The following is a 20,284-nucleotide window of genomic DNA, read 5'->3' on the forward strand; positions in this document are numbered from 1 at the left end:
CGGCAAACACGGCAAGTCGTTCTATCGAGGTGCTAAGCAAAAGCCATGCCTGAGTGCTGAGCAGATTTGTGAGTATCTTGTCACACTCTCCTGTGTGGAAGAAACCCTGGAAAGACCCCGAACCGGAACCTGCCAGTGCTTTCACTGGCAAATTGAGTTCAAGCTTCTTTCTCCTATAACTCCAAGGAGTTATGTCAGTTCTGCTATCTGCATATCGCAAGTGAGATCGTTAAATCGTTATCCATCACTCGCGAAGTTATTCACTTTGTATTCATCAAGATCTTATTTTTTTGTCGATGGTGTCGAGTTAAAAGTAAGCAAAGGTGTCAATACATTAGGCAGGCGAATATTGATTTGTTTCAGGATGCCCTTTTTGTTGACAGGGCACCATTCGTTAGTATCGGAATTTCTTAACGGTCCAGATGAGCGATTTATCAGATTTTCCGGATCGCTCGCAAGCCCAATTTGTTTCGAGATGCACAAAAGTCGAGACGTCTCATTTCCTCGAAGGTCTCGCACAACGGAAGAAATCGGTTACTATAAGAACAAAACGATCTCTTTAGTTATTAAATCATACCATTGATTCTGACTGATCTCAGTTCTCTTAAGGTCCAGTCAGTATTGATATTGTTTATTCAAGGAAGTTGGTCATGAAATTAGGAATTCTTTCCTGCAATATGAAATGTTACAGCACCCGTCGGTTGCGGGAAGCGGCTGTTTATCGCGGTCATAAAGTGAAAGTGCTCAACACATTACGATTTGGAATTGATGTCGCTCAGGGCGATCCCGATCTATTTTTCCGAGGGAAGCAGCTCACTCCTTACGATGCAATTTTGCCTCGAGTTGGCCATTCTCTTACTTTTTTTGGGACTGCGGTGGTCCGTCAATTCGAGCAAATGGATGTGTTTTGTGCTAACTCCTCGAATGGAATTGCGAATTCGCGTGATAAACTTCGCAGCCTGCAAATTCTCAGTCGGCATCAGTTGGGAATTCCTGAAACGACCTTTGTAAGGGATAAAACCGATGTGATTCCCGCGATTGAGCGGATTGGCGGAGAGCCGGTTATTATCAAGTTGCTCGAGGGAACTCAGGGAGTCGGTGTGATTCTGGCGGAAACAGCCAAGGTTGCTGAAGCGATTATCGAAACACTGCACAGTGCCCGACAAAATGTTCTGGTGCAGAAGTTCGTCAAAGAGAGCAAAGGGCGGGATATCCGGGCATTTGTGGTCGGCGACCAGGTTGTTGGTGCAATGCGACGAATTGCGCAGGGAACCGAGTTCCGCAGCAACGTCCACCGTGGTGGACGGACGGAGTCTGTGGATCTGGATGACAGTTATCGGGAAACAGCTGTCCGTGCTGCTCAGATTATGGGATTGCGAGTCGCTGGAGTTGACATGCTTGAAGGGAAGGATGGCCCTCAGATTATGGAGGTCAATTCGTCACCTGGGCTCGAAGGAATCGAAGCAGCAACGGGCCTGGATATTGCAGGGGCGATTGTCGATTACATCGCCGCTCAAGTGAATTTCCCGGAACTGGATGTTCGTCAGAGACTCACTGTGAGCCGTGGATACGGTGTCGCTGAACTTTCGATTCCCGAAGGTTCCGATTATGTGGGACGAACAATCACCGATTCCGGTTTACGCGAACGCGACATCAATGTGCTGACATTAAATCGAGGCACATCGATTATTCCAAATCCTAAATCGTCTCGTGTTCTGGAGCCGGGAGATCGTTTGTTGTGCTTTGGAAAACTTGATGGTATGCGGGACTTGATTCCAGAAAAAACCCGTAAAGCCCGTCGCCCCAAAGTTACGAAACTTCCAGAGTCCGAAACCCATTAAGGTTGATTGAACAGGGATTATTGCCCTTCTTCCATCTGGTCGATAACAGTCGGAAATCAAGAAATGAAAAGTCGGAAGGGGACTCGTCCTGAAAAGCGTTCTTCTCATGTTTGGGGGAATGTTGTCATTGAACCGGAGCAGACAGCTTCTGTTTCGTTGGCCGTCACGGAAAGTTACAGTCAACTCACAATACCAATTCCAGTTGTCGTGCAAAGAGGCAAGGAAGATGGACCAACGGTTTTTGTATCGGCTGCTCTTCATGGCGACGAAATTAATGGTACGGGTTCGATTCGTGCACTGATCACCGAGAATCAACTCTGTCTGCTGAAAGGGACGCTCATTCTCGTACCTGTCATCAACATTCTGGGGTTTGATCGCCATTCCCGATACCTACCCGACCGACGGGATTTGAATCGTTGTTTTCCAGGGTCCGATGACGGCAGTCTGGCTGCACGCATGGCGAAAATCATTTACGAAGAAATCGTCGGTCGGTCCGATTACGGGATCGATTTACACACGGCTGCGGTTCGGCGAACGAACTTTCCTTGTATTCGAGGTGATTTATCCAATCCGGAAGTGGACCGCATGGCTCGCGCTTTTGGCTGTGAAATCATTCTTGATAATGTCGGCCCCGATGGTTCGTTCCGTCGAGAAGCAACTCTTGCAAACTGTCCGACGATTGTGCTCGAAGCGGGAGAAGTCTGGAAAGTGGAGCCCGCAGTTGTCGAGTACTCAATCAATGGAATCGTTTCCGTTTTGACAGAACTCGAAATGGTCGATGGACTACGCTCTGATCCGCCGTTTCAAATCGTGATAAAAAAGTCAAAATGGGTTCGCGCGTCACGCGGGGGGTTTCTCCGCTTTCATGTTTCTCCCGGAGATCTCGTGCGAGAGGGAAGCCCGCTGGCCACCAATACCAGCATTACCGGTGTGGAAAATAATTTCATCACAGCTCCTCACGATGCCATCGTGCTGGGAATGACGACCCTCCCGTGTATTGCCCCAGGAGATCCGATTTGTCATCTCGGCTTCATTGATGAGAAGCACAAGGAACTCGAAAAACTCGTCAAGAAATTGCCGTCAGACGGATTGCATGGCCGCACATCCGAACAACTTTCGACCAATGTCAGTGTCGTCGAACCGATGCCGCATCAAACATTAGATTCTCCCATCGAGTAATATACTGCAGAGTCTGATGCTATCTGAGGTCGATGAAATTCGCGTCTGTCGCAATTGGACTTACAGAGACTTGTGATCTTGACCGATCTCAATGAAAACATCTTGTATTGAGACATGACGAAAACTCTCGTACTGAAAATTAACTTCGCTCCAGGAGAATAATTCGTGAGCCGACTCGCCGAGCTTCGTAAGAAAATTGTTTCCAATACCAGGAGATTGCGTTTTCACCGCCCCGAGGTCGGCTCGCGACCAGGGGTTCTGGCATTTTCAGAAGAAGCGGCAGATACTCAAGTCAATGTGATTTGCTATGCACCAGAAGTGCATTTGCGAAATCCCGAGAAACTTCCCGAACTTATTCTCGATGAAAAACATCTGGTTTGGATCGATGTTCAGGGACTCGGTACCGCCGCAGAAATTCGGCGTATTGCCGAGATGGCACAAATTCCAGATCTCATGCTCGAAGATATGGTGAATGTTCCGCAGCGAAGTCATGCTTCGGCCCATGAAAACCGTTTGCTGGTAGTCACACGCATGGTGCGACCATTTGATCGGGCCGGATTATTTGTCGAGCAGGTCAGTATCTATCGCTATAAGAACATTGTTGTGACGTTTCAGGAAGCCGAAGGCGATGTCTTCTCGCCCATTCGGGATCGTCTGAAACTCGGTCGAGGCCCATTACGAAATGGGACTTCTGATTTTCTTGTTTACACACTACTCGATACGATCATCGATGCTTATTTCCCTTTGCTCGAACATCTGGCGGATCGCCTGCAACTACTCGAGCATTATGCTCTCACGCGGCCGACGTCTGCTCTGCTGAGGTATCTGGTCGAGTCCAGAAATGAAATCGTCCGACTGCATCGTGCCATCAAACCTCAAAAGGAAGTCTTACAGACACTGATCCGCAACAAGCAAAATCTATTGGGAGCCAATGTCCTGGTTCATCTGGAAGACACATACGATCATGCACTTCAGGCGAGTGATGTTTCAGAAACGTTACGGGAAATGTCGGTCAACCTGCTGAATTTATATATGTCGTCAATGGCAAATCATACGAATGACAAAATGAAGGTGCTGACTATCATGGCCAGTATTTTCATACCACTGACTTTTATCGCAGGTATTTATGGTATGAACTTCGAATACATGCCTGAACTGCATGCTAAATGGGGTTATCCGGCTGTCTGGTTACTGATGTCGGCAACTGCGTTTTCTCTGTTATATTATTTCTATCGCAAAGGTTGGCTGGGGGAAAATAACCGGGAAATCGATTTGACACTCCGGGAACATCTGGCGGAAATGCAACTCCCACAAAAACCGAATTAAACCCTGTTCCAATTGGAAACCGGATCTCCTTGTACATCTTGAAAAGGTCTTCCGGGGTGGCGGGGGCGCTCCGCTTCAGCGGAAGCCCCCGGACGTTTAATCATTCGGGGGCTTCTCTTCGAGAGCGCCCCCGCCACCCGCCTTTGATTGTTTTCCGTTATCACTCTGGCACGAACCAGTGTTCTTACAAATTGTTGAATTTCTCCGGTTTTCATTGGGAACGCGGTATAGTGGAGTTAAACGGGCTCAAATGTCCTGAAATTCTGAGCATCGCGATGTCTAACGATAACCTTCACCTGGATAAATTTTATGACTGAATCAGTAAGCGAGACGCCAGTGGAAGCTCCCACATTAACGACACGCCAGCGAATGTTTCGTCGCCTTGTAGGAGGTGTGTTATTTGTGATGCCAGCAGTGATTACCATCGCGGTGGTCTACCAAATTTTTTTAATGGTCCATCGATGGATTATCGCACCGGTCACCTTATTTATTATTCCCAGGCATTTTGAAGATGACTATTTGAACGGCTGGTGGTTGGTCACACCCTTCATTTCCCTATTTGCCGTCTTCGGAATTTTGTATCTGGCAGGCTACCTGTTTCAGACCCGGCTGAGAAACTGGCTAAACTGGTTATTCTCCAATGTACCAGGTATTTCAACAATTTATGTGGCAATTATGGATGTCTTGTATGCTTATCAGGGACCGGATGGGCTGAAGAAAATCGATAAAGTCGTGCTCGTCCCTTTTCCTCACGAACGCGCCCGGGCAGCTGGCTATCTGATGTCCCGCTCTCGGGATATTGATACGGGCGATGAACTGGTTTGTGTTTATATTCCACTCGGCTTGTTTCCACCTTCAGGATACACGCTAATCTACCGCAGTGAAGACGTCATCATCACCGATTGGGAAGCCACAGATGGCTGGAAGATTCTGCTCTCTGCCGGATTGACCCTACCCGAGAAATTACCATATCGAATGCCTGCCCCACACACTTCAAAAGTGGTGGCAAAAGATTCCTAAGCTTTAGCAAGGAGCGATTGCCTGGATCCGCTTTCCCGATCGGTCTCTGTGCGACTAACAGTTCCATTTCCAATGGTCGTCGACGTATTCAATTCGATTTGTGACTATTTTCTGGCAGGATTTTGAACTCTGCTTTGCGAATTTGTTCAAACTTGCTAAATTATCTTCTGATTCAACGCATCTGGACAGGGAGGGACGATGTGTTTCTAACATGCTCTATTCGACGTAAGCTGTTTGTACAGTTTGCTTTAGTATTCTTCATACTGCTCATCATGGCGATCGCCTCCATTGTGGGGTTGGTTTCCTATCGTCACGTTGTGACAGATCTCGAGTTCAGTATTAAGGATGCTCCGCGCAAAGCCGACTTAATTGTCGCCATCGATATTCTCTTCGAGCCGCTTCTGTATCATCCTCCCGAAAACGGGAATTACGATCCGGAAAATTTCGCTGCATTTCAGCATCAACAATTTGGCATGGCGTTAAGGCGTTCCAAAGAAGAGATCCGAGATTTTCTTAAATGTCTTGAAAATATTCCCCCAAATTCTTCAATTCAGGCCGACGATTATTCTCTGCTCCGCACGCGAGTCATTGATACGATCACTTTTCTTGAAGAACAGCAGATGGCGGGCCTGTTGATTGATCCGAAACAGCGTCAGCAACAGGTCGGTAATTTTTTACAGCAACTCAATGCACTGCATAAATTTGTGAATTCTGTCCCCGATCCTTTTGAGGTCTTTCTGCCTCGACTGGCCGAAGCGGAGCGGAATCTGCAGGCTTGTCTGGTTATTGTTATTATCTCATTTATCCTGGCCTTCCTGCTATTCCTGGGAGTTATCGGATGGAGCAATCACTGGATTTTTGAACCGATTCAGGTTTTGCACAAAGCGGCAAAACGGGTTGCCAATGGAGATTTTCAATACCGAGCCGAAATGAAAAAAACCGGCGATGAAATGAACGACCTGGCCGATGTGTTCAATCAGGTCACCGCTCAGTTTCATGAGATCAATCAGGATCTCGATCGCAAAGTGAATGAAAAAACGAAAGCGCTGATTCGTTCCGAACGACTGGCTGGTGTCGGCTTTCTCGCATCAGGTGTCGCCCACGAAATCAACAATCCTCTGCATGTCATTTCTACGATTGCCGACTCACTCGAAATGCAGGCTGCGACGGTCTTAGAAGGATGTCCGGAAGCAGACCGGGAAGTTTTCACAAAATACCTCGGCATGATCCAGACGGAAGCGTTCCGCTGCCAGGAGATTACGGAAAAGTTACTCAGTTTTGCCCGCGGTCAGGAAGTGACACGGTCTCAAACCAACCTGACCGAATTGACAAACGATGTTGTCAGCATGGTTTCCCATCTGAGTAAATTCCGTGACCGGGATGTTAAAGTGCTGACAGTCGATCCTGTTTATGCGGAGGTCAACTCTGGTGAAATGAAGCAGGTTGTTCTCAATATGGTATCCAATGCTCTCGAATCAATGGATCCTGGTGGTAAACTCGAAATTGAATTGATGCCGATTCGCAGTCAGGTCAATATTATTTTTCGCGACAATGGCTGCGGCATGACGCAGGAAACTCAGGAGCAACTTTTCGATCCCTTCTTTACCCAACGAAAGGGAGGCGGCGGAACCGGATTGGGATTATCAATTACGCATCGCATCGTCGAAGACCACAACGGTTCGATTGAAGTTTCCAGTGATGGACCTGGCATGGGCAGCACATTCCGAATTCGCATTCCCCGTCGTGTGGATGAATCCATCAGCGAAGAGACAATCTACGAAGAATCCAGTTACTATGCTGCTTGATGAGTGGCAACACTCTGTGGATCAGGCATTTCCGACATGATGAACGAAGCCAGTTATGTTTGTGATTCCTGTGGCGAAGAAATTGTGATCCCGATCGATATCACAGCCGGGAATTCGCAGGAGTACGTCGAAGATTGCCCTGTCTGCTGTCATCCCCATGTCGTGCATGTCGAAATACTCGATGAAGAGAATGTCCAAGCGTGGGCGGAACCGGAATCCGACTGATTGAATTTCCTCGCCCCCAAGGTCCTCTCTGAGACCATAAGATCAGTCCCCTCTCCCTCTGTGAGAGAGTCAGGGTGAGGGAAATAGACATGAAAATACTATTGAAGCCGAGTGAATCCCCTCATCAGGCCTTCAGTACTTCTCCGCTGGTGGATTGTTCGGCTTAAAACTTCGGGTTGAGTGCCACTGACTTCGTCAGTGCAAATCGAGACGAACACTGAAGTGACAATGCACTGGCATAGCAATTGCCAACCTGGAGCATATTCAAAAATCACCTGCAGCGCTCGGCAGGAGCAAACTCAGTGTTTTACGGTCTTTTGGAGTCCAGGCGACTGCAGAAACCATTTGAAAATGGTCTAATATTTAATTGGAACAGGGCACAAGGAGAAGGAAAGATTATCGCTCCCCGATGAGAAGTGAAACCCCTTACTCAACATCATAATCCGGCTCGACAATATCGTGTCGAGCGGTTTTTGAGTCGATTGGTCCACCAAAGACATCTTCTGGATGAGGCACGTAATCTTCATCGTGATATCCGAGTTCTGAACTGACATCCGTGCACATATTGAGCACGGACTGCCCGATACGGGTTTCAAGTTCATCTTCCTCACACAAGCCCTGTTCCTCTCGTAAAATTGATTCGAGTTCATCGAGTTGTCCGAGGCGACGTGCATCCATCGCAGCATAGCGATCGAGAATTGCCTCTGCTTCAATCACCTGCTCATCAAGTTCTTCAGTCAAGACGGCCTCAGCTGCAACTTCAATTGAATCGGTTTCAGGAGTCTCATTGAGTTCGATCTGAGCAAAACTTTCATCATCACCAGCATCATCACCAGCATCATCATCAGTCACATTTTCTTCACTGGGAGCAACAACCTCCGCTTCCGGAATCATGGCAGACTCTTCAGGAACAGATTCATGTTCAATTTTTGAGTAGAGTTCCCGTGACAAGTCCAGTTCCAGAAGAGCCAGTTCATTATCGATATCATCGAATGCAGAATTAAAATCATCCTCTATCTCGGATTCCATGGAAATATCTTCCCTGGTTAAGTCAGGCTCTTCAGCTGCTTCCAGAACACTACTTTCCAATTCTGACTCAGAATCATCCAAGGCTTCAATTTCCGCCTCGGTTTCAGCGTTATTTTCAGCAACCTCGACAGTATTTGTTTCGACGCCTGTTTCAATGCCCACAGAAACGTGAGGCTCAGGCGGAGTTTCAATGGGTGCTGCTCCGATTTCGATCGAGCAGGCTTCTTCGTCGAAGAATGTCTCATCTTCCAGATGCTCTACGGGACTTTCCAGCATCTCGGTATCCGACTCCTGCAGCAACTCTTCGTCAGAACCCCATTCGATTGTATCAGAATGAAGTTCATTCTCGGAATTACTTTCTTCTGATACAGATTCGACAAGAGGTGGAATATTCCAGTGTAATGGCAGCTTTTGAAGATCACTCAGAGCGGATCGCACAATCTGGTCGGTTACGGTGGAACTGTTTGAGTGAAACGCCAGTGAACAGGCATGATCACACAATTGGTTCAAACATCGTGGACTTCCATCTGCAGCATAAATTGCTGTTTCAAGAGCGGCTTCCTCAAAAATCTTTAGCAGATCGCCACCACACTGCTTCACTCGTGTCATCAGATATTCGAGCGATTCCTGTTTTGTCAGACTGTCGAGACAGACGTGAGCTTCCAGCTTATGATTAATCGCTTCCAGACTGCGTCGCGTCAAAATATCTTCCAATGCCGGCTGACCACTGAGAATTATCCGAAAGATTGGTCGCGAATGATGGATAAAATTTGTCAACGACCGAAGTTCTTCCAGGACATGTTCGCCCAGAAGATGAGCTTCATCGACAATCAGGACGACGCCAGTGCGGTACATACATAAATCTCGACCGTGGGCAACAAGTTCGAGCCGCAACTCCTGTTCGGTCATTTTTCGATACGGGCGTCGAAGTTCAAACAATATTGCCTGAAGCAATGAACTTCGAGTTGGAAAACTGGCATTCAACAGGAGTACAGGCAGCGGATCATCAGCCAGTTTCTCTGCCAGGGTTTTGCAAAGCAGAGTTTTTCCAATCCCCGCCGCTCCAGTCAGCATGCCAATTCCGACTCCCTGACGAGCAGTCCGTTCGAGCGTTTCTATTGCATGACTGAACGTTTTTGATTGGAACACAAAACGCGAATCGGGGGCAGCCGAAAATGGGCGATCCTGCAATTGAAAATGTGTTTCGTACATTCGCCGAACATCCCTGTCACGAGCGTGTCTGGTAAGACACCCTGAGTTGAACCATCTTCATGATGGCATGTGTGGTGAAAACTCAAACATTTTCAGGTCAGTCAGCCGCGAAAAGTAGTCCTGAATGGAATCAGTCTTCTTCTGCGAGATGACGAACTGTCCTGGAAATGCTTCAGTCACAGATATACCAGTTTCGATAACAACCGGCGCTATCGTCAAAATCGGCAAATATTCTCAAAAGCTTGAACTCGACCTGCCCTCCAACGAACATATCAACAGGCTGAAGTTTGATTCCGGAAAAATCCACATGGATCGCAGGATTTCAGACTTTCGTGGCCTGTCGACTTGAATAAAATTGAATGCATGAAACAATTTATGAAAGATATTCAATCGAATCCTGTTTCATCAATGAGATCTGGAATGAGAAAGGTCTGCGTGGCAATTACAGATACTTCAGAAAATCTAATGACGATTGACGCTCCCATCGAGCGAATTCGACTCGTCTTTGGCCCTCAAGATGCTCACTTACGGGCATTATTGAAGTCGATTCCCGTAAATGTCGTCTCAGTTGATGACCAGATTCGTATTACGGGAGAGAATACCGCAGATGTCAATAAAGCCCTGGAAGTGCTTCAAACACTCTGTGATAAGGTCAAAGACCGTCAGGAAATTACCTCCAAGGAAGTGAATAGACTGTTGGAGCCGACTGTCATTTTAGATGATCCTGTCGAAGACGATTTACAAAATCCCAAATCCGAACGACCTGTCCCTCGAAAACAGGTCGCAGGAAAGGTCACTGCGAAAACCAGCGGTCAGGCGCGCTACATGCATGCGATTGCCGAGAATGATCTGGTCTTTTGCAGCGGACCTGCAGGCTCGGGGAAAACCTATCTGGCGGTTGCAATGGCCCTTGAAGCTCTGCGATTGGAACGGGTACGAAAAATTGTACTCGTGCGACCTGCTGTCGAAGCCGGAGAACGGCTCGGTTTTTTGCCAGGGGATATGCTGGCCAAAGTGAATCCTTTTTTACGGCCACTGCTCGATGCACTTCGCGACATGCTCGATTTCGACACCGTCCAAAAGTACATCGAACACGATGTGATTGAAATTGTGCCTCTGGCCTTTATGAGGGGACGAACACTCAACGACACATTCATGATTCTGGACGAAGCCCAAAATACGACGATCACTCAGATGAAAATGTTTTTGACTCGAATGGGAACAGAGTCGAAAATTGTTGTGACTGGCGATGAAACGCAAAACGATTTACCAGCCAATGTTCAAAGTGGACTTTCCGATGCGATGCGTCGACTGGGAAAAATATCGGGAATCGCCAACGTAAAACTCGATGGGCGAGATATCGTCCGCCATCGACTCGTCCGTGAAATTGTCAATGCTTATGACAATCTGACCAACAAAAAATAAGTGTCTCTCAGGTCAGAATTCTTGAGAATTACATCGACCGGATATGGTATCAAAGAGACCTGACACCGCCATTTAGCAGATATTCCAGTTGATATTTGTTATGATTTTGCTTTCACATTTCCAGGAAACAGCCGTTAACATTTTACACAATGGTCTCCCGGAATCAGGATCTTCAAGGAATATTCACGTTCAGCGACAGAGTTATATTAATCATATGGTTCTCATCCGGTAGTCCATGAAAATATTTTCATCAAACAAGCGATCTCGAGTCGCACGGAAATCCCATCATCGATCCGGTACGCAGTCGTTATCGCAATTTTTCTCACTGCGATATCAACGAGGTCGTCTGGTTCAACAGTTGATTGGGTTTCTCGGTGTCATCGCAATCGTGGTTGCTATTCAGGGTTGGATTTACCCTTTCACATACCGGGTGGGCGATCGATTTCCTGATGGCTTAGCCGCCCGCATGACGTTTAAAGTCGTGAACAATTTTGAAACGTCTCGCGTTGCTAAGGAACGGGAACGGCTCGTTCCCTTAATTTTCCGCAACGATTCCAGCCCACTCAAACTTGCTCCCGATCAATTAAAAGCGGCCTTAGGGGCAATTGCGGAAGCGGAGACGTTAGCCGACTTGAACCTGGATGTTCGTCAGGCATTCGGACTGATCGAAGGCCCCTCAGTTCCAAAAATCGACCTCACAAATCCGACACAGGGAGGTGCCGTCGATGTCAGTGCCGATGTTCGTTTTCGTTTCGAGCAATTAAAACAAGCCATCACGCCACTCGATGCCCGACAATCCGACACACACATTTCCAGTATTATCGATGAGTTCACTCGTCTTATTCAACCCCTCTATAAGACAGGGATTATCGATGCCAAAGATCTCACTCGCAGAGATCTCGGCCTCGATTCACCTTTGGCCATTGTCGATGAGAACGTTGAATTGCCCCGTCCAAATCCACTGGAAGATACCGAACTCTGGATCGCAGTCAGCATTACCGATGTCGCGATGAGTGATCTTTTGAACGATGCTGGTTTCCTCGGTCATCGCTGGTCCGATTTTCCACGGCTGGAAACAATCCGGCAACCACTCGAACAGTGGATGCGAAATCAGGTTCGACATACACTCGAATACGACCAGGCCAGCACGCAGCTGGCTCGTCGCTGGGCCGGGAAGCAGGTGGAACCGGTTTACGATTTGATCAACGAAGGAGACGAATTCCTGCCTCCCGATGGGATCGTCGATACAAACCTGCTAAACATTCTTATCGCTGAGTACGATGCATCCCTCGAACTTTTCACATTTGAGACCCGGATGGCTCGTGCGGCCATTGTGTTTCTCATGGTGTCGATTCTGTTGGTGATTGCCTCATGGTATTTATTTCGATTCGAAACCGGATTAGTCACCAGTTGGGCGCGACTTTCTGTATTCCTTGCTGTCATCACACTGGCTGTATTTTTTGGACGATTGACTTCCTTCGATCCGGTACGTGGTGAAGTGGCGATTGTTGTTGCAACATCAATGATTATTACGGTGGCCTATAATCAGCGACTCGCTGTCGCGACAGCTTTTCTTTTGAGCCTGCTCATTGCGATGGCCACTCGAATTAATTTCGCTCAATTCACAGTCATGCTTACCGCGGCAACAATCGCTGTAACATGCCTGCAACGTGTCCAATCCCGATCCACAATCATCAAAGCAGGATTTCTCTCAGGTCTTCTCACTTTTGTTGTCGCCTGGGGAATGGAGATTTTGCTGTATCCATCCGACTCACTTTATTACTGGTTTGATCCCTTACTGCTGCAGCTTTGTCTCAAATACGCTGGCTGGTGTGTACTAGCGGGGTTCATTCTGGCGGGAAGTTTACCCTTTATCGAGTCGACATTTGGCGTCGTCACTGGAATTAGCCTACTCGAGATGAGTGACCCGTCTCATCCACTCTTACAAGAACTTGTCCGCCGTGCTCCTGGTACATATAACCACTCCATTGCACTTGGCATCATAGGCGAAGCAGCAGCGAAGGAAATTGGAGCCGATGGTCTTCTCGTTCGTGTTGGAGCTTATTTCCACGACATTGGAAAAATTCCCAAAGCCGAATACTTCATTGAGAACCGCCCCTCCGGAGCCACCAATCGACACGATACGCTTGCACCGGCAATGAGTACTCTCATCATTATCGGCCACGTCAAAGATGGGGTCGAGTTGGCCGAAGAGTATCACCTGCCGCAGGTTCTCATTGACTTCATCGAACAACATCACGGCACAACGCTGGTTGAGTATTTCTTCCATGCGGCTAATAAGAAGGCTGATGAAGAACCTGATCGCAAACAGGATGTCGAGGAATCAGCATTTCGATATCCTGGCCCCAAACCACAGACACGAGAAGCAGGTATTTTGATGCTGGCCGACTGTGTCGAATCAGCTAGCCGAACTCTCAGCGAGCCTACGCCGGCGCGCATAAGAACTCTCGTCCATCAATTGACGATGAAGCGATTGCTCGATGGTCAGTTCGATGAATGTTCTCTCAAACTGAGCGAGATTCATCAAATCGAAGAATCACTCATCAAGTCGCTCATCAGCATGCACCATGGCCGCATTGTTTACCCGGAATCTACCAAAGTCCAGAAAACCGCTTAAGTCAATCAGCTTTCTGCATTCGTAATCTGATCACAAAGCGTCAGCGAGGGGACGGCTTCATGCAATCATTCGGTTAAACCCAAATCTTTACAGGCCAGTATTTTCTAATGCAATAGCTGCATTGCATAAGGTCTGTTTTAAAACCGAATACTCGGATTAATTACTGGTTTGCTCTTCCGGAGCAAAGCCTCTGCGAAGTGTGTTTTCGGTGATGTTGATCGGGATCAGGAATTCGTGCAGATAATCGGGGCCACCGGCTTTCGTGCCGATACCCGACATGCGATAGCCACCAAACGGCTGTCGAAAGACCAATGCACCTGTGCAGGGTCGGTTCAAATAGAGATTGCCAACCCTAAATTCGGTACGTGCCCGTTTCAAATTGACAGGGCTGCGACTGTAAACACCACCTGTCAGAGCAAAGTCTGTGTCGTTTGCGAACCTAATCGCTTCGCTGAAATCTCTCGCCTGAATGACAGCCAGAACAGGCCCAAAGATTTCTTCACGGGCAATTCGGTCAGACGTTGAAACATTACAGAAAACATGCGGGCCGACATAACAGCCCATTTTTTTCAACTTATTGGGAACTTCAATTCCGACGAGCAACTCGGACTCTTCCTGTCCAATTTCCAGATAATGCTCGATTTTTTCCTGTGCATCCTGGTCAATAACAGGACCGATTTTTGTGCCGGGATTGTCACAAGGTCCAAGCTGCAATGTCTCGACTGCGGCTTTGAGACGACTACAGAATTCTTCATAAATCGGCTGCAGGACAATCACCCGGGAACAGGCCGAACATTTTTGCCCGGAGTAACCGAAGGCACTTTCGACCACACCGTGAACCGCCTCATCAAGATCGGCATCATCATCGATGATGATGGCATTCTTCCCTCCCATTTCAGCAACCACACGTTTCACACTGTTGTGAGCTGGAGTCGACTCGGCTGCTTTCTGATTGATTTCCAACCCAACTTCACGTGAACCAGTAAAAGCCACAATGTCGACATCGGGACTACTGACAAGATCCGGCCCGATCTCTTCCCCAATGCCTGGCACATAATTGACGACACCATCAGGAATTCCTGTCGCCCGAATGATTTCCATCAACTTGGCAGCAATGACTGGGGACTGCTCTGCTGGTTTCATCACAACGGTATTCCCTGTCACGATGGCCGCAACAGTCATGCCTGTCAGAATTGCCAGTGGAAAATTCCAGGGAGAAATGATGACGGCTACACCTCGTGGACGATAAAAATACTCGTTCTCTTCACCGGGCAAATCCGCTTCAAGAGAATGATCCATCTGCCGCATGCTTTCCGCATAATAGTGACAGAAATCAATCGCCTCTGCGACATCGGCGTCGGCATCAATCCAAGGTTTCCCGGATTCATAGATAATCCACGACGCCAGTTCGAGACGTCGCTCCTGCAATCCGCGGGCTATCAGTTCGACATACTCTGCTCGATGATCGGCATCAATGGCCGACCAGGTCGAAAAGGTTCGTCGAGCCGCATCGATGGCTTCGTTCGCCAAATCTGGAGTCGCGGAAGAAACGCGACCAACAATAATTTCCCGATCAAACGGACACCGCGAATTCAGCATTTGCCGTGTTTCGTAGGCTTTTCCGCTGATCACAATCGGATATTCCAAGCCGCATTCTTCGCGAACCGACTTCAAAGCCGCCTGCATCGCTTCCTGATTTTCCGTCTGACCAAAATCAGTCAACGGCTCATTGATGAACGGCAATACAGGAGCGGGAGTAGATTTTGTTTTATCGATCATTTTCTGGGGGCTCATCATCAATTCCTCAATCGAGCGTTCTTCCTGATAACTTTGACGGAGAAACGAATCGTTCGATGTATTTTCAAGCAGACGGCGGACAAGGTAAGCCATCCCGGGGATCAATTCTCCAAACGGAGCATATACGCGGACGCGATACCCCATTTCGGAAAATGCCTGAGCTTCTTCCTGGCCCATGCCATACAGCATCTGGATTTCAAAAGCATCCTTGGGCACAGACAATTCTTTCGCAACCGCCAACGCATGGGAAACGCTTCGCAGGTTATGGCTGCCAATTGCCGGGGAAAGCCAGTCGTAATTTTCAAAGAGAATCTCGGTCAGCGATTCAAAATTCGCATCAGTTTCCGCCTTCTGCTCGAAGACCGGAACCGGCCAGTTTCTCAAACCGGCAATCACCGTTTCGTAATCCCAATAGGCCCCTTTAACGAGCCGAACGGTTATCGGTGTACCACGCTGTTTTGTCCATTCCAGCAGCGACTGCAAATCTTCTTCCGCTTCTTTGAGATACGCCTGACAGACGATTCCCAGATGCGGATACCCGGCGAATTCCGGTTCCATGAGAGCCGTTTTGAAGATCTGATAGGTCAAATCTTTGTAGTCGTATTGTTCCATGTCCACATTAACGAACACATCATGCTCAATCGCTGCCTGCAGAATTGGTCGCAGTCGTTTGAGCACTCGCTTTGTCGTACCAGCCGGATCAATCGGATTGAAATCACCATCCAGTGCTGACAGTTTGAGGGAGACATTGGCACGCGGAATTGGTCCGAGATGATTCGAATCAATCTGCGAGGCTTCCCGCAATGTTTCCAGCCGCGGGGCGAGTTTCTCGATCAAATCCAGATACGATTGCTGATACGCCTCAGCTTCCTGATGACTCAATACTGCTTCGCCGAGCCGATCGAGAGTCGTCGCAAAACCGGCATCTCGAATTTTCATCACCGATTGAATAATCTCATCGGCATTGCAGCCCGCGATGAAACGCTCCGCCATCCGACGGGCATTGCTGCGGGCGTTGATCGCCAGAGCTCGCCCCAGAATCCGATTCCCATCGGTCACGTGCAGTGCCATCCGAGCCGCCCAGGGGAGATACTGCTTCACATCCTGAAAATATTCGTGCAGATGCCGGTTGAGCGTTTCATGATCCCGCAGCATCGGTAAAACATCGACAAAACGGAACAATTGAACTTTGACCGATTCATCAGCCATCGCCCAGTTCATGATCCGATCATCGAGCCAGCGACGATCAAACATCGAGGGCTGCTGCCGTTGCAGACGCCCCCAAACCCGCTTTCCGGTTTGAAGCGTCTGATCTTCGATCGCTTCGGTCGATTGAGTTGCCTTCCGTTTTCCCACACCATCACCAGTCACGTCGGTTCCACCGACTTCATGTCTCTATGAGTACGACAGGAGCTACATTCACAAATCTGAAATCAGAGGCAGCGTATGTCCAGTCGAAATTTACCAAACAAGCATTGTAGATCGTTCCCTTCATTTCTGAAAGCTAGCAGAGTCGCATTTTAAAACCTTTTCGTTTGCGAAAACGGTATCAGAGGACAATCATATATGGATGGTAGCTCATTATCCATCAGGATCCTCTCCAATAAAATTCACCGAACACGAAAGAGCAAAGCAGATGGCACGACTACTTAACATTATTCCGATTGTCTTCATGAGCCTTATTTTTTCCATAGAATCGACTCACGCAGACCCTTCCTGGCCTCAATGGCGGGGACCGGAACGGGATGGCATAGTCGACTCAGTTCCCTTACCGGAAACGCTCACTGAGACTGAAAATAAAGTCGTGTGGTCGACTCCCCTTGCGCCCAGTTATTCCGGCCCGGTTATTGCAGAGGGGAAAGTTTTTACCACTGAAACAGTTGATCAAAAAGAGGAGGTCGTTCGAGCTTTCGACAAAAAAACAGGAAAAGAACTCTGGAAAACCAGTTGGCCTGGCGCAATGAGCGTGTTTTTTATTGCCAGGGCCAATGGAGACTGGATCCGAGCCACACCAGCTTACGCCGATGGAAAACTGTATGTCGCAGGCATGCAGGATCTGGTGGTTTGCCTGGATACCAAAGATGGATCGATCCTCTGGAAAGCCGATCTGGCGAACGAATTCAAGACTGGCAATCCCCCTTTCGGATTCGTTTCTTCACCGCTAGTCGATGGCGATGCTCTTTACATTCAGGCTGCCAATAGTGTCTGCCGCTTAAATGCACAAACTGGTCAAGTGGAATGGCGAGTACTCAAGTCAAGCGAGGCATTTGGTTCTGCGTTCAGTTCACCAATCATTGCGACCATTCATGGCCAGAGGCAACTGGTCGTTCAAACCCGCAAGGAACTGGCAGGTTTGAATCTGGCAGATGGCTCGCCCTATTGGCAGACAGAAGTACCAGCCTTTCGAGATATGAATATCCTTACCCCGACAATTCTGGGAAACAAAATTTTCACCAGCACGTATGGTGGTTCGTCCCTGATGTACGAAATCCAGAAACAAGACGATGGAGCTTTTTCTGTCGCAGAACTTTGGACCAACAAAGCTCAGGGGTATATGTCATCCCCCGTTGTTATCAATGGAGACATCTACCTGCATCTCAGAAACCAGCGTTTCACCTGTATCAATTCCGAAACGGGCGAAACAAAATGGACAACCACCCCGTTTGGTAAGTACTGGAGCCTGCTGACTGATGGCAAACGCATTCTCGCTCTTGATGAACGAGGAGATTTATTATTGATTAATGTCAATCCGAACGAATTTGAATTGATTAGTCAGCTTCATATTTCAGACTCCCCCAGTTGGGCTCATCTGGCTATCGATAATCATCAAATCTATGTGCGAACCCTGGATAAACTGATAGTTTATGCCATCAAATAACATACGCACCGCAGTCAATTCCTATTGATTCCCCCACTGTCTCGCTCGCAGGTGGACCATGAACAGCCCTCGAACTTCGTTTGCGATAATCCTCGCCTGTCTAATCTTCAGCCCGAACATAGCCAGCCCCAGGGAAGTTCCTGAGAAACCTGCCAAGATGCATGACGTGGAAATGTTGCTTATCGATAAAACTAATGAGTATCGAAAATCGAATCAATTAAAATTGCTCTCCTCAAATAACAAGTTGAACCAGGCTGCAAGGAACCATGCGAATGTCATGATCGAAACGAACAATTTCAGCCATCAGGCAGGCGATACACAACCTTCCGACCGGGCTGAACAGGCAGGATATCGTTGGTATTTCATAGCGGAGAACATCGCATGGCGTTCTGGCGACAACTTGATGTCCAACGAACAACTGGCAGATGCAATCCTGCAACAGTGGATCAATTCGCCCGGCCACAATCAAAACCTATTGGCAAAACTGGCTCTCGAATGCGGCGTTTCCATCACATACGATGCGAATTCTGGACGAACTTACATCGTGATGCTTTACGCAAGACCCCGAAATTAAGTATGACATCACTCACTTATGTCATTATTTTGCGTAAATAGAGTCACTTTCAATGAAAATCGGCATCGCCGGCTGCGGCATCACAGGAACTGCGGTCGCGGCAATGCTCGCCGAGTTCGGTCACGAGATAACGATTTTCGAGCAGGCTCCGGAATGTCATCCAATCGGAGCGGGAATCCTGCTGCAGCCGAGCGGACAGCAAATTTTGAAGCGACTTGGTCTCTTCGAGGAAATCGAAGCCCACTCGGCTCGACTCGATGGCTTGGACGCCCGTCTCAAATCCGGCCGTCAGCTTTTGCGTCTCAAATATGCTCGACTGGATCCGGAGTATTATGGTCTGGGTGTCCATCGTGGATTACTGTTTGATCGATTACTCACTCTGTGTAAAAATCGAAATGTGACCATACGGACCAATAGTCCAGTCACAGGATTGGAACAAACCGCAGAGGGCGCTCAATTCCAGATTCGCGAATCGGAATTGAGCGAACCATTTGATTTTGTGATCGCCGCAGATGGTTCTCGCTCCCGTCTCCGAGATGCCTCCGGTATTCGTTTTCACGGTTACGAATATGATTACGCGGCTCTCTGGATGACCGGCCCGCTGGCAGCGATTCAGGATCGTCTTTATCAAATCGTTGATGGCACACAGCGGCTAGTCGGTTTACTCCCGATCGGCGAAGGTCAGGCCAGTTTTTTCTGGGGATTGCCTGCGAACCAATATCAGAATTTAATCGCAGGCTCGTTCAATCAATGGAAAGACGAAGTCATTTCTTTATGCCCGGAGGCTGAGGAAATCCTGCAGAACATTGAATCCTTTGAGTCGCTGATTTTTACGACTTACCGCCACTTCCGTATGGATCGCTGGCACACTAATCGATGTATATTTCTGGGAGATTCCGCCCATCCTTCAAGTCCGCATCTCGGACAGGGAGTTAATCTCGCACTGGAAGATGCCGCCTGTTTTACGGATGCCTTGGAGCAATCAACTGATTTCGAAGCGGCTTGCAAGCTCTATACCTCCCAGAGGAAAACCAAGCTGCGGTACTATCAGAAAGTCACCAGCTTCCTGGCTCCGTTTTTTCAATCGGGATATTCCTCACTGGCTTTCGGGCGCAATTGTGTATTGCCAATGCTGCCTTCAGTCCCGATCGTCAGCCGGATGATGCTGCAAACACTGTGTGGAATCAAACGCAGCTGGTTACGCTAATGATTTGCCCCTTGATTATTCGACAACACCAGTCAAGGCCGATATAAAACGTTTCGATGAAAAATATAGACATGGGTGGCTGGGGTCGTAGCGCAGCGAAGCCCCCAGAATTATCGACCATCCAGGGG

General features: G+C 48.2%; 13 protein-coding genes. 11 read left to right on the forward strand and 2 right to left on the reverse strand.

The window, feature by feature from the left end:
• Positions 1-650: 650 nt before the first annotated feature.
• The 6 genes from Pan54_RS12515 (at position 651) to Pan54_RS12540 (ending at position 7,396) form a co-directional block, all read left to right on the forward strand.
• Positions 651-1,841, forward strand: coding sequence for a RimK family alpha-L-glutamate ligase (locus Pan54_RS12515; protein ID WP_146503808.1), 1,191 nt, complete (start codon positions 651-653; stop codon positions 1,839-1,841).
• Positions 1,842-1,904: 63 nt separating this feature from the next.
• The gene (locus Pan54_RS12520) at positions 1,905-3,020 is read left to right on the forward strand and encodes a succinylglutamate desuccinylase/aspartoacylase family protein (protein ID WP_146503809.1); all 1,116 of its coding nucleotides are present in this window, start codon (positions 1,905-1,907) and stop codon (positions 3,018-3,020) included.
• 165 nt (positions 3,021-3,185) lie between these two features.
• Complete coding sequence (gene corA, locus Pan54_RS12525; protein WP_146503810.1) at positions 3,186-4,346, forward strand: magnesium/cobalt transporter CorA; 1,161 nt, start codon at positions 3,186-3,188, stop codon at positions 4,344-4,346.
• Between the two features lie 309 nt (positions 4,347-4,655).
• A complete protein-coding gene (locus tag Pan54_RS12530; RefSeq protein WP_146503811.1) occupies positions 4,656-5,366 on the forward strand; it encodes a DUF502 domain-containing protein in 711 nt (236 codons plus the stop codon).
• A gap of 200 nt (positions 5,367-5,566) precedes the next feature.
• The gene (locus Pan54_RS12535) at positions 5,567-7,171 is read left to right on the forward strand and encodes a sensor histidine kinase (protein ID WP_146503812.1); all 1,605 of its coding nucleotides are present in this window, start codon (positions 5,567-5,569) and stop codon (positions 7,169-7,171) included.
• A gap of 36 nt (positions 7,172-7,207) precedes the next feature.
• Positions 7,208-7,396: a CPXCG motif-containing cysteine-rich protein gene (locus tag Pan54_RS12540; RefSeq protein ID WP_146503813.1), complete on the forward strand. Its 189-nt coding sequence runs from the start codon at positions 7,208-7,210 to the stop codon at positions 7,394-7,396.
• Between the two features lie 426 nt (positions 7,397-7,822).
• On the opposite strand, the gene Pan54_RS12545 is transcribed toward Pan54_RS12540, so the two are convergent.
• Positions 7,823-9,637 (reverse strand): ExeA family protein, encoded by a 1,815-nt coding sequence (locus tag Pan54_RS12545; RefSeq protein WP_146503814.1) that lies wholly within the window; start codon positions 9,635-9,637, stop codon positions 7,823-7,825.
• Positions 9,638-10,057: 420 nt separating this feature from the next.
• Between Pan54_RS12545 and Pan54_RS12550 the strand changes: the two genes are divergently transcribed.
• Together Pan54_RS12550 and Pan54_RS26110 are read left to right on the forward strand one after the other, a co-directional pair.
• Entirely contained in the window at positions 10,058-11,062 is a 1,005-nt protein-coding gene (locus Pan54_RS12550) for a PhoH family protein (RefSeq protein WP_242631300.1), read from the forward strand.
• Positions 11,063-11,297: 235 nt separating this feature from the next.
• A complete protein-coding gene (locus Pan54_RS26110) occupies positions 11,298-13,700 on the forward strand; it encodes an HD family phosphohydrolase (RefSeq protein ID WP_146503815.1) in 2,403 nt (800 codons plus the stop codon).
• Between the two features lie 156 nt (positions 13,701-13,856).
• Here Pan54_RS26110 and Pan54_RS12560 read toward each other — a convergent pair whose 3' ends face one another.
• Positions 13,857-16,868, reverse strand: coding sequence for a proline dehydrogenase family protein (locus Pan54_RS12560; RefSeq protein WP_242631301.1), 3,012 nt, complete (start codon positions 16,866-16,868; stop codon positions 13,857-13,859).
• A 265-nt stretch (positions 16,869-17,133) separates the two neighbouring features.
• Between Pan54_RS12560 and Pan54_RS12565 the strand changes: the two genes are divergently transcribed.
• The 3 genes from Pan54_RS12565 to Pan54_RS12575 are packed head-to-tail and all read left to right on the forward strand — an operon-like array spanning position 17,134 to position 20,156.
• Positions 17,134-18,375: an outer membrane protein assembly factor BamB family protein gene (locus tag Pan54_RS12565; protein WP_165441756.1), complete on the forward strand. Its 1,242-nt coding sequence runs from the start codon at positions 17,134-17,136 to the stop codon at positions 18,373-18,375.
• A 58-nt stretch (positions 18,376-18,433) separates the two neighbouring features.
• Positions 18,434-18,949 (forward strand): CAP domain-containing protein, encoded by a 516-nt coding sequence (locus tag Pan54_RS12570; RefSeq protein WP_146503817.1) that lies wholly within the window; start codon positions 18,434-18,436, stop codon positions 18,947-18,949.
• 52 nt (positions 18,950-19,001) lie between these two features.
• Positions 19,002-20,156 (forward strand): FAD-dependent oxidoreductase, encoded by a 1,155-nt coding sequence (locus Pan54_RS12575; RefSeq protein ID WP_146503818.1) that lies wholly within the window; start codon positions 19,002-19,004, stop codon positions 20,154-20,156.
• Positions 20,157-20,284: the final 128 nt, after the last annotated feature.

The sequence above is a fragment of the Rubinisphaera italica genome, from assembly GCF_007859715.1.
In the GTDB taxonomy this organism is placed as follows: domain Bacteria; phylum Planctomycetota; class Planctomycetia; order Planctomycetales; family Planctomycetaceae; genus Rubinisphaera; species Rubinisphaera italica.

Bases quoted from the DNA above. Each gene is read 5' to 3' on its own strand.
- Pan54_RS12515 (WP_146503808.1), top strand. From the start codon at position 651: ATGAAATTAGGAATTCTTTCCTGCAATATGAAATGTTACAGCACCCGT.
- Pan54_RS12520 (WP_146503809.1), top strand. From the start codon at position 1,905: ATGAAAAGTCGGAAGGGGACTCGTCCTGAAAAGCGTTCTTCTCATGTT.
- Pan54_RS12530 (WP_146503811.1), top strand. From the start codon at position 4,656: ATGACTGAATCAGTAAGCGAGACGCCAGTGGAAGCTCCCACATTAACG.
- Pan54_RS12540 (WP_146503813.1), top strand. From the start codon at position 7,208: ATGATGAACGAAGCCAGTTATGTTTGTGATTCCTGTGGCGAAGAAATT.
- Pan54_RS12545 (WP_146503814.1), bottom strand. From the start codon at position 9,637: ATGTACGAAACACATTTTCAATTGCAGGATCGCCCATTTTCGGCTGCC.
- Pan54_RS12550 (WP_242631300.1), top strand. From the start codon at position 10,058: ATGAGAAAGGTCTGCGTGGCAATTACAGATACTTCAGAAAATCTAATG.
- Pan54_RS26110 (WP_146503815.1), top strand. From the start codon at position 11,298: ATGAAAATATTTTCATCAAACAAGCGATCTCGAGTCGCACGGAAATCC.
- Pan54_RS12565 (WP_165441756.1), top strand. From the start codon at position 17,134: ATGGCACGACTACTTAACATTATTCCGATTGTCTTCATGAGCCTTATT.
- Pan54_RS12570 (WP_146503817.1), top strand. From the start codon at position 18,434: ATGAACAGCCCTCGAACTTCGTTTGCGATAATCCTCGCCTGTCTAATC.
- Pan54_RS12575 (WP_146503818.1), top strand. From the start codon at position 19,002: ATGAAAATCGGCATCGCCGGCTGCGGCATCACAGGAACTGCGGTCGCG.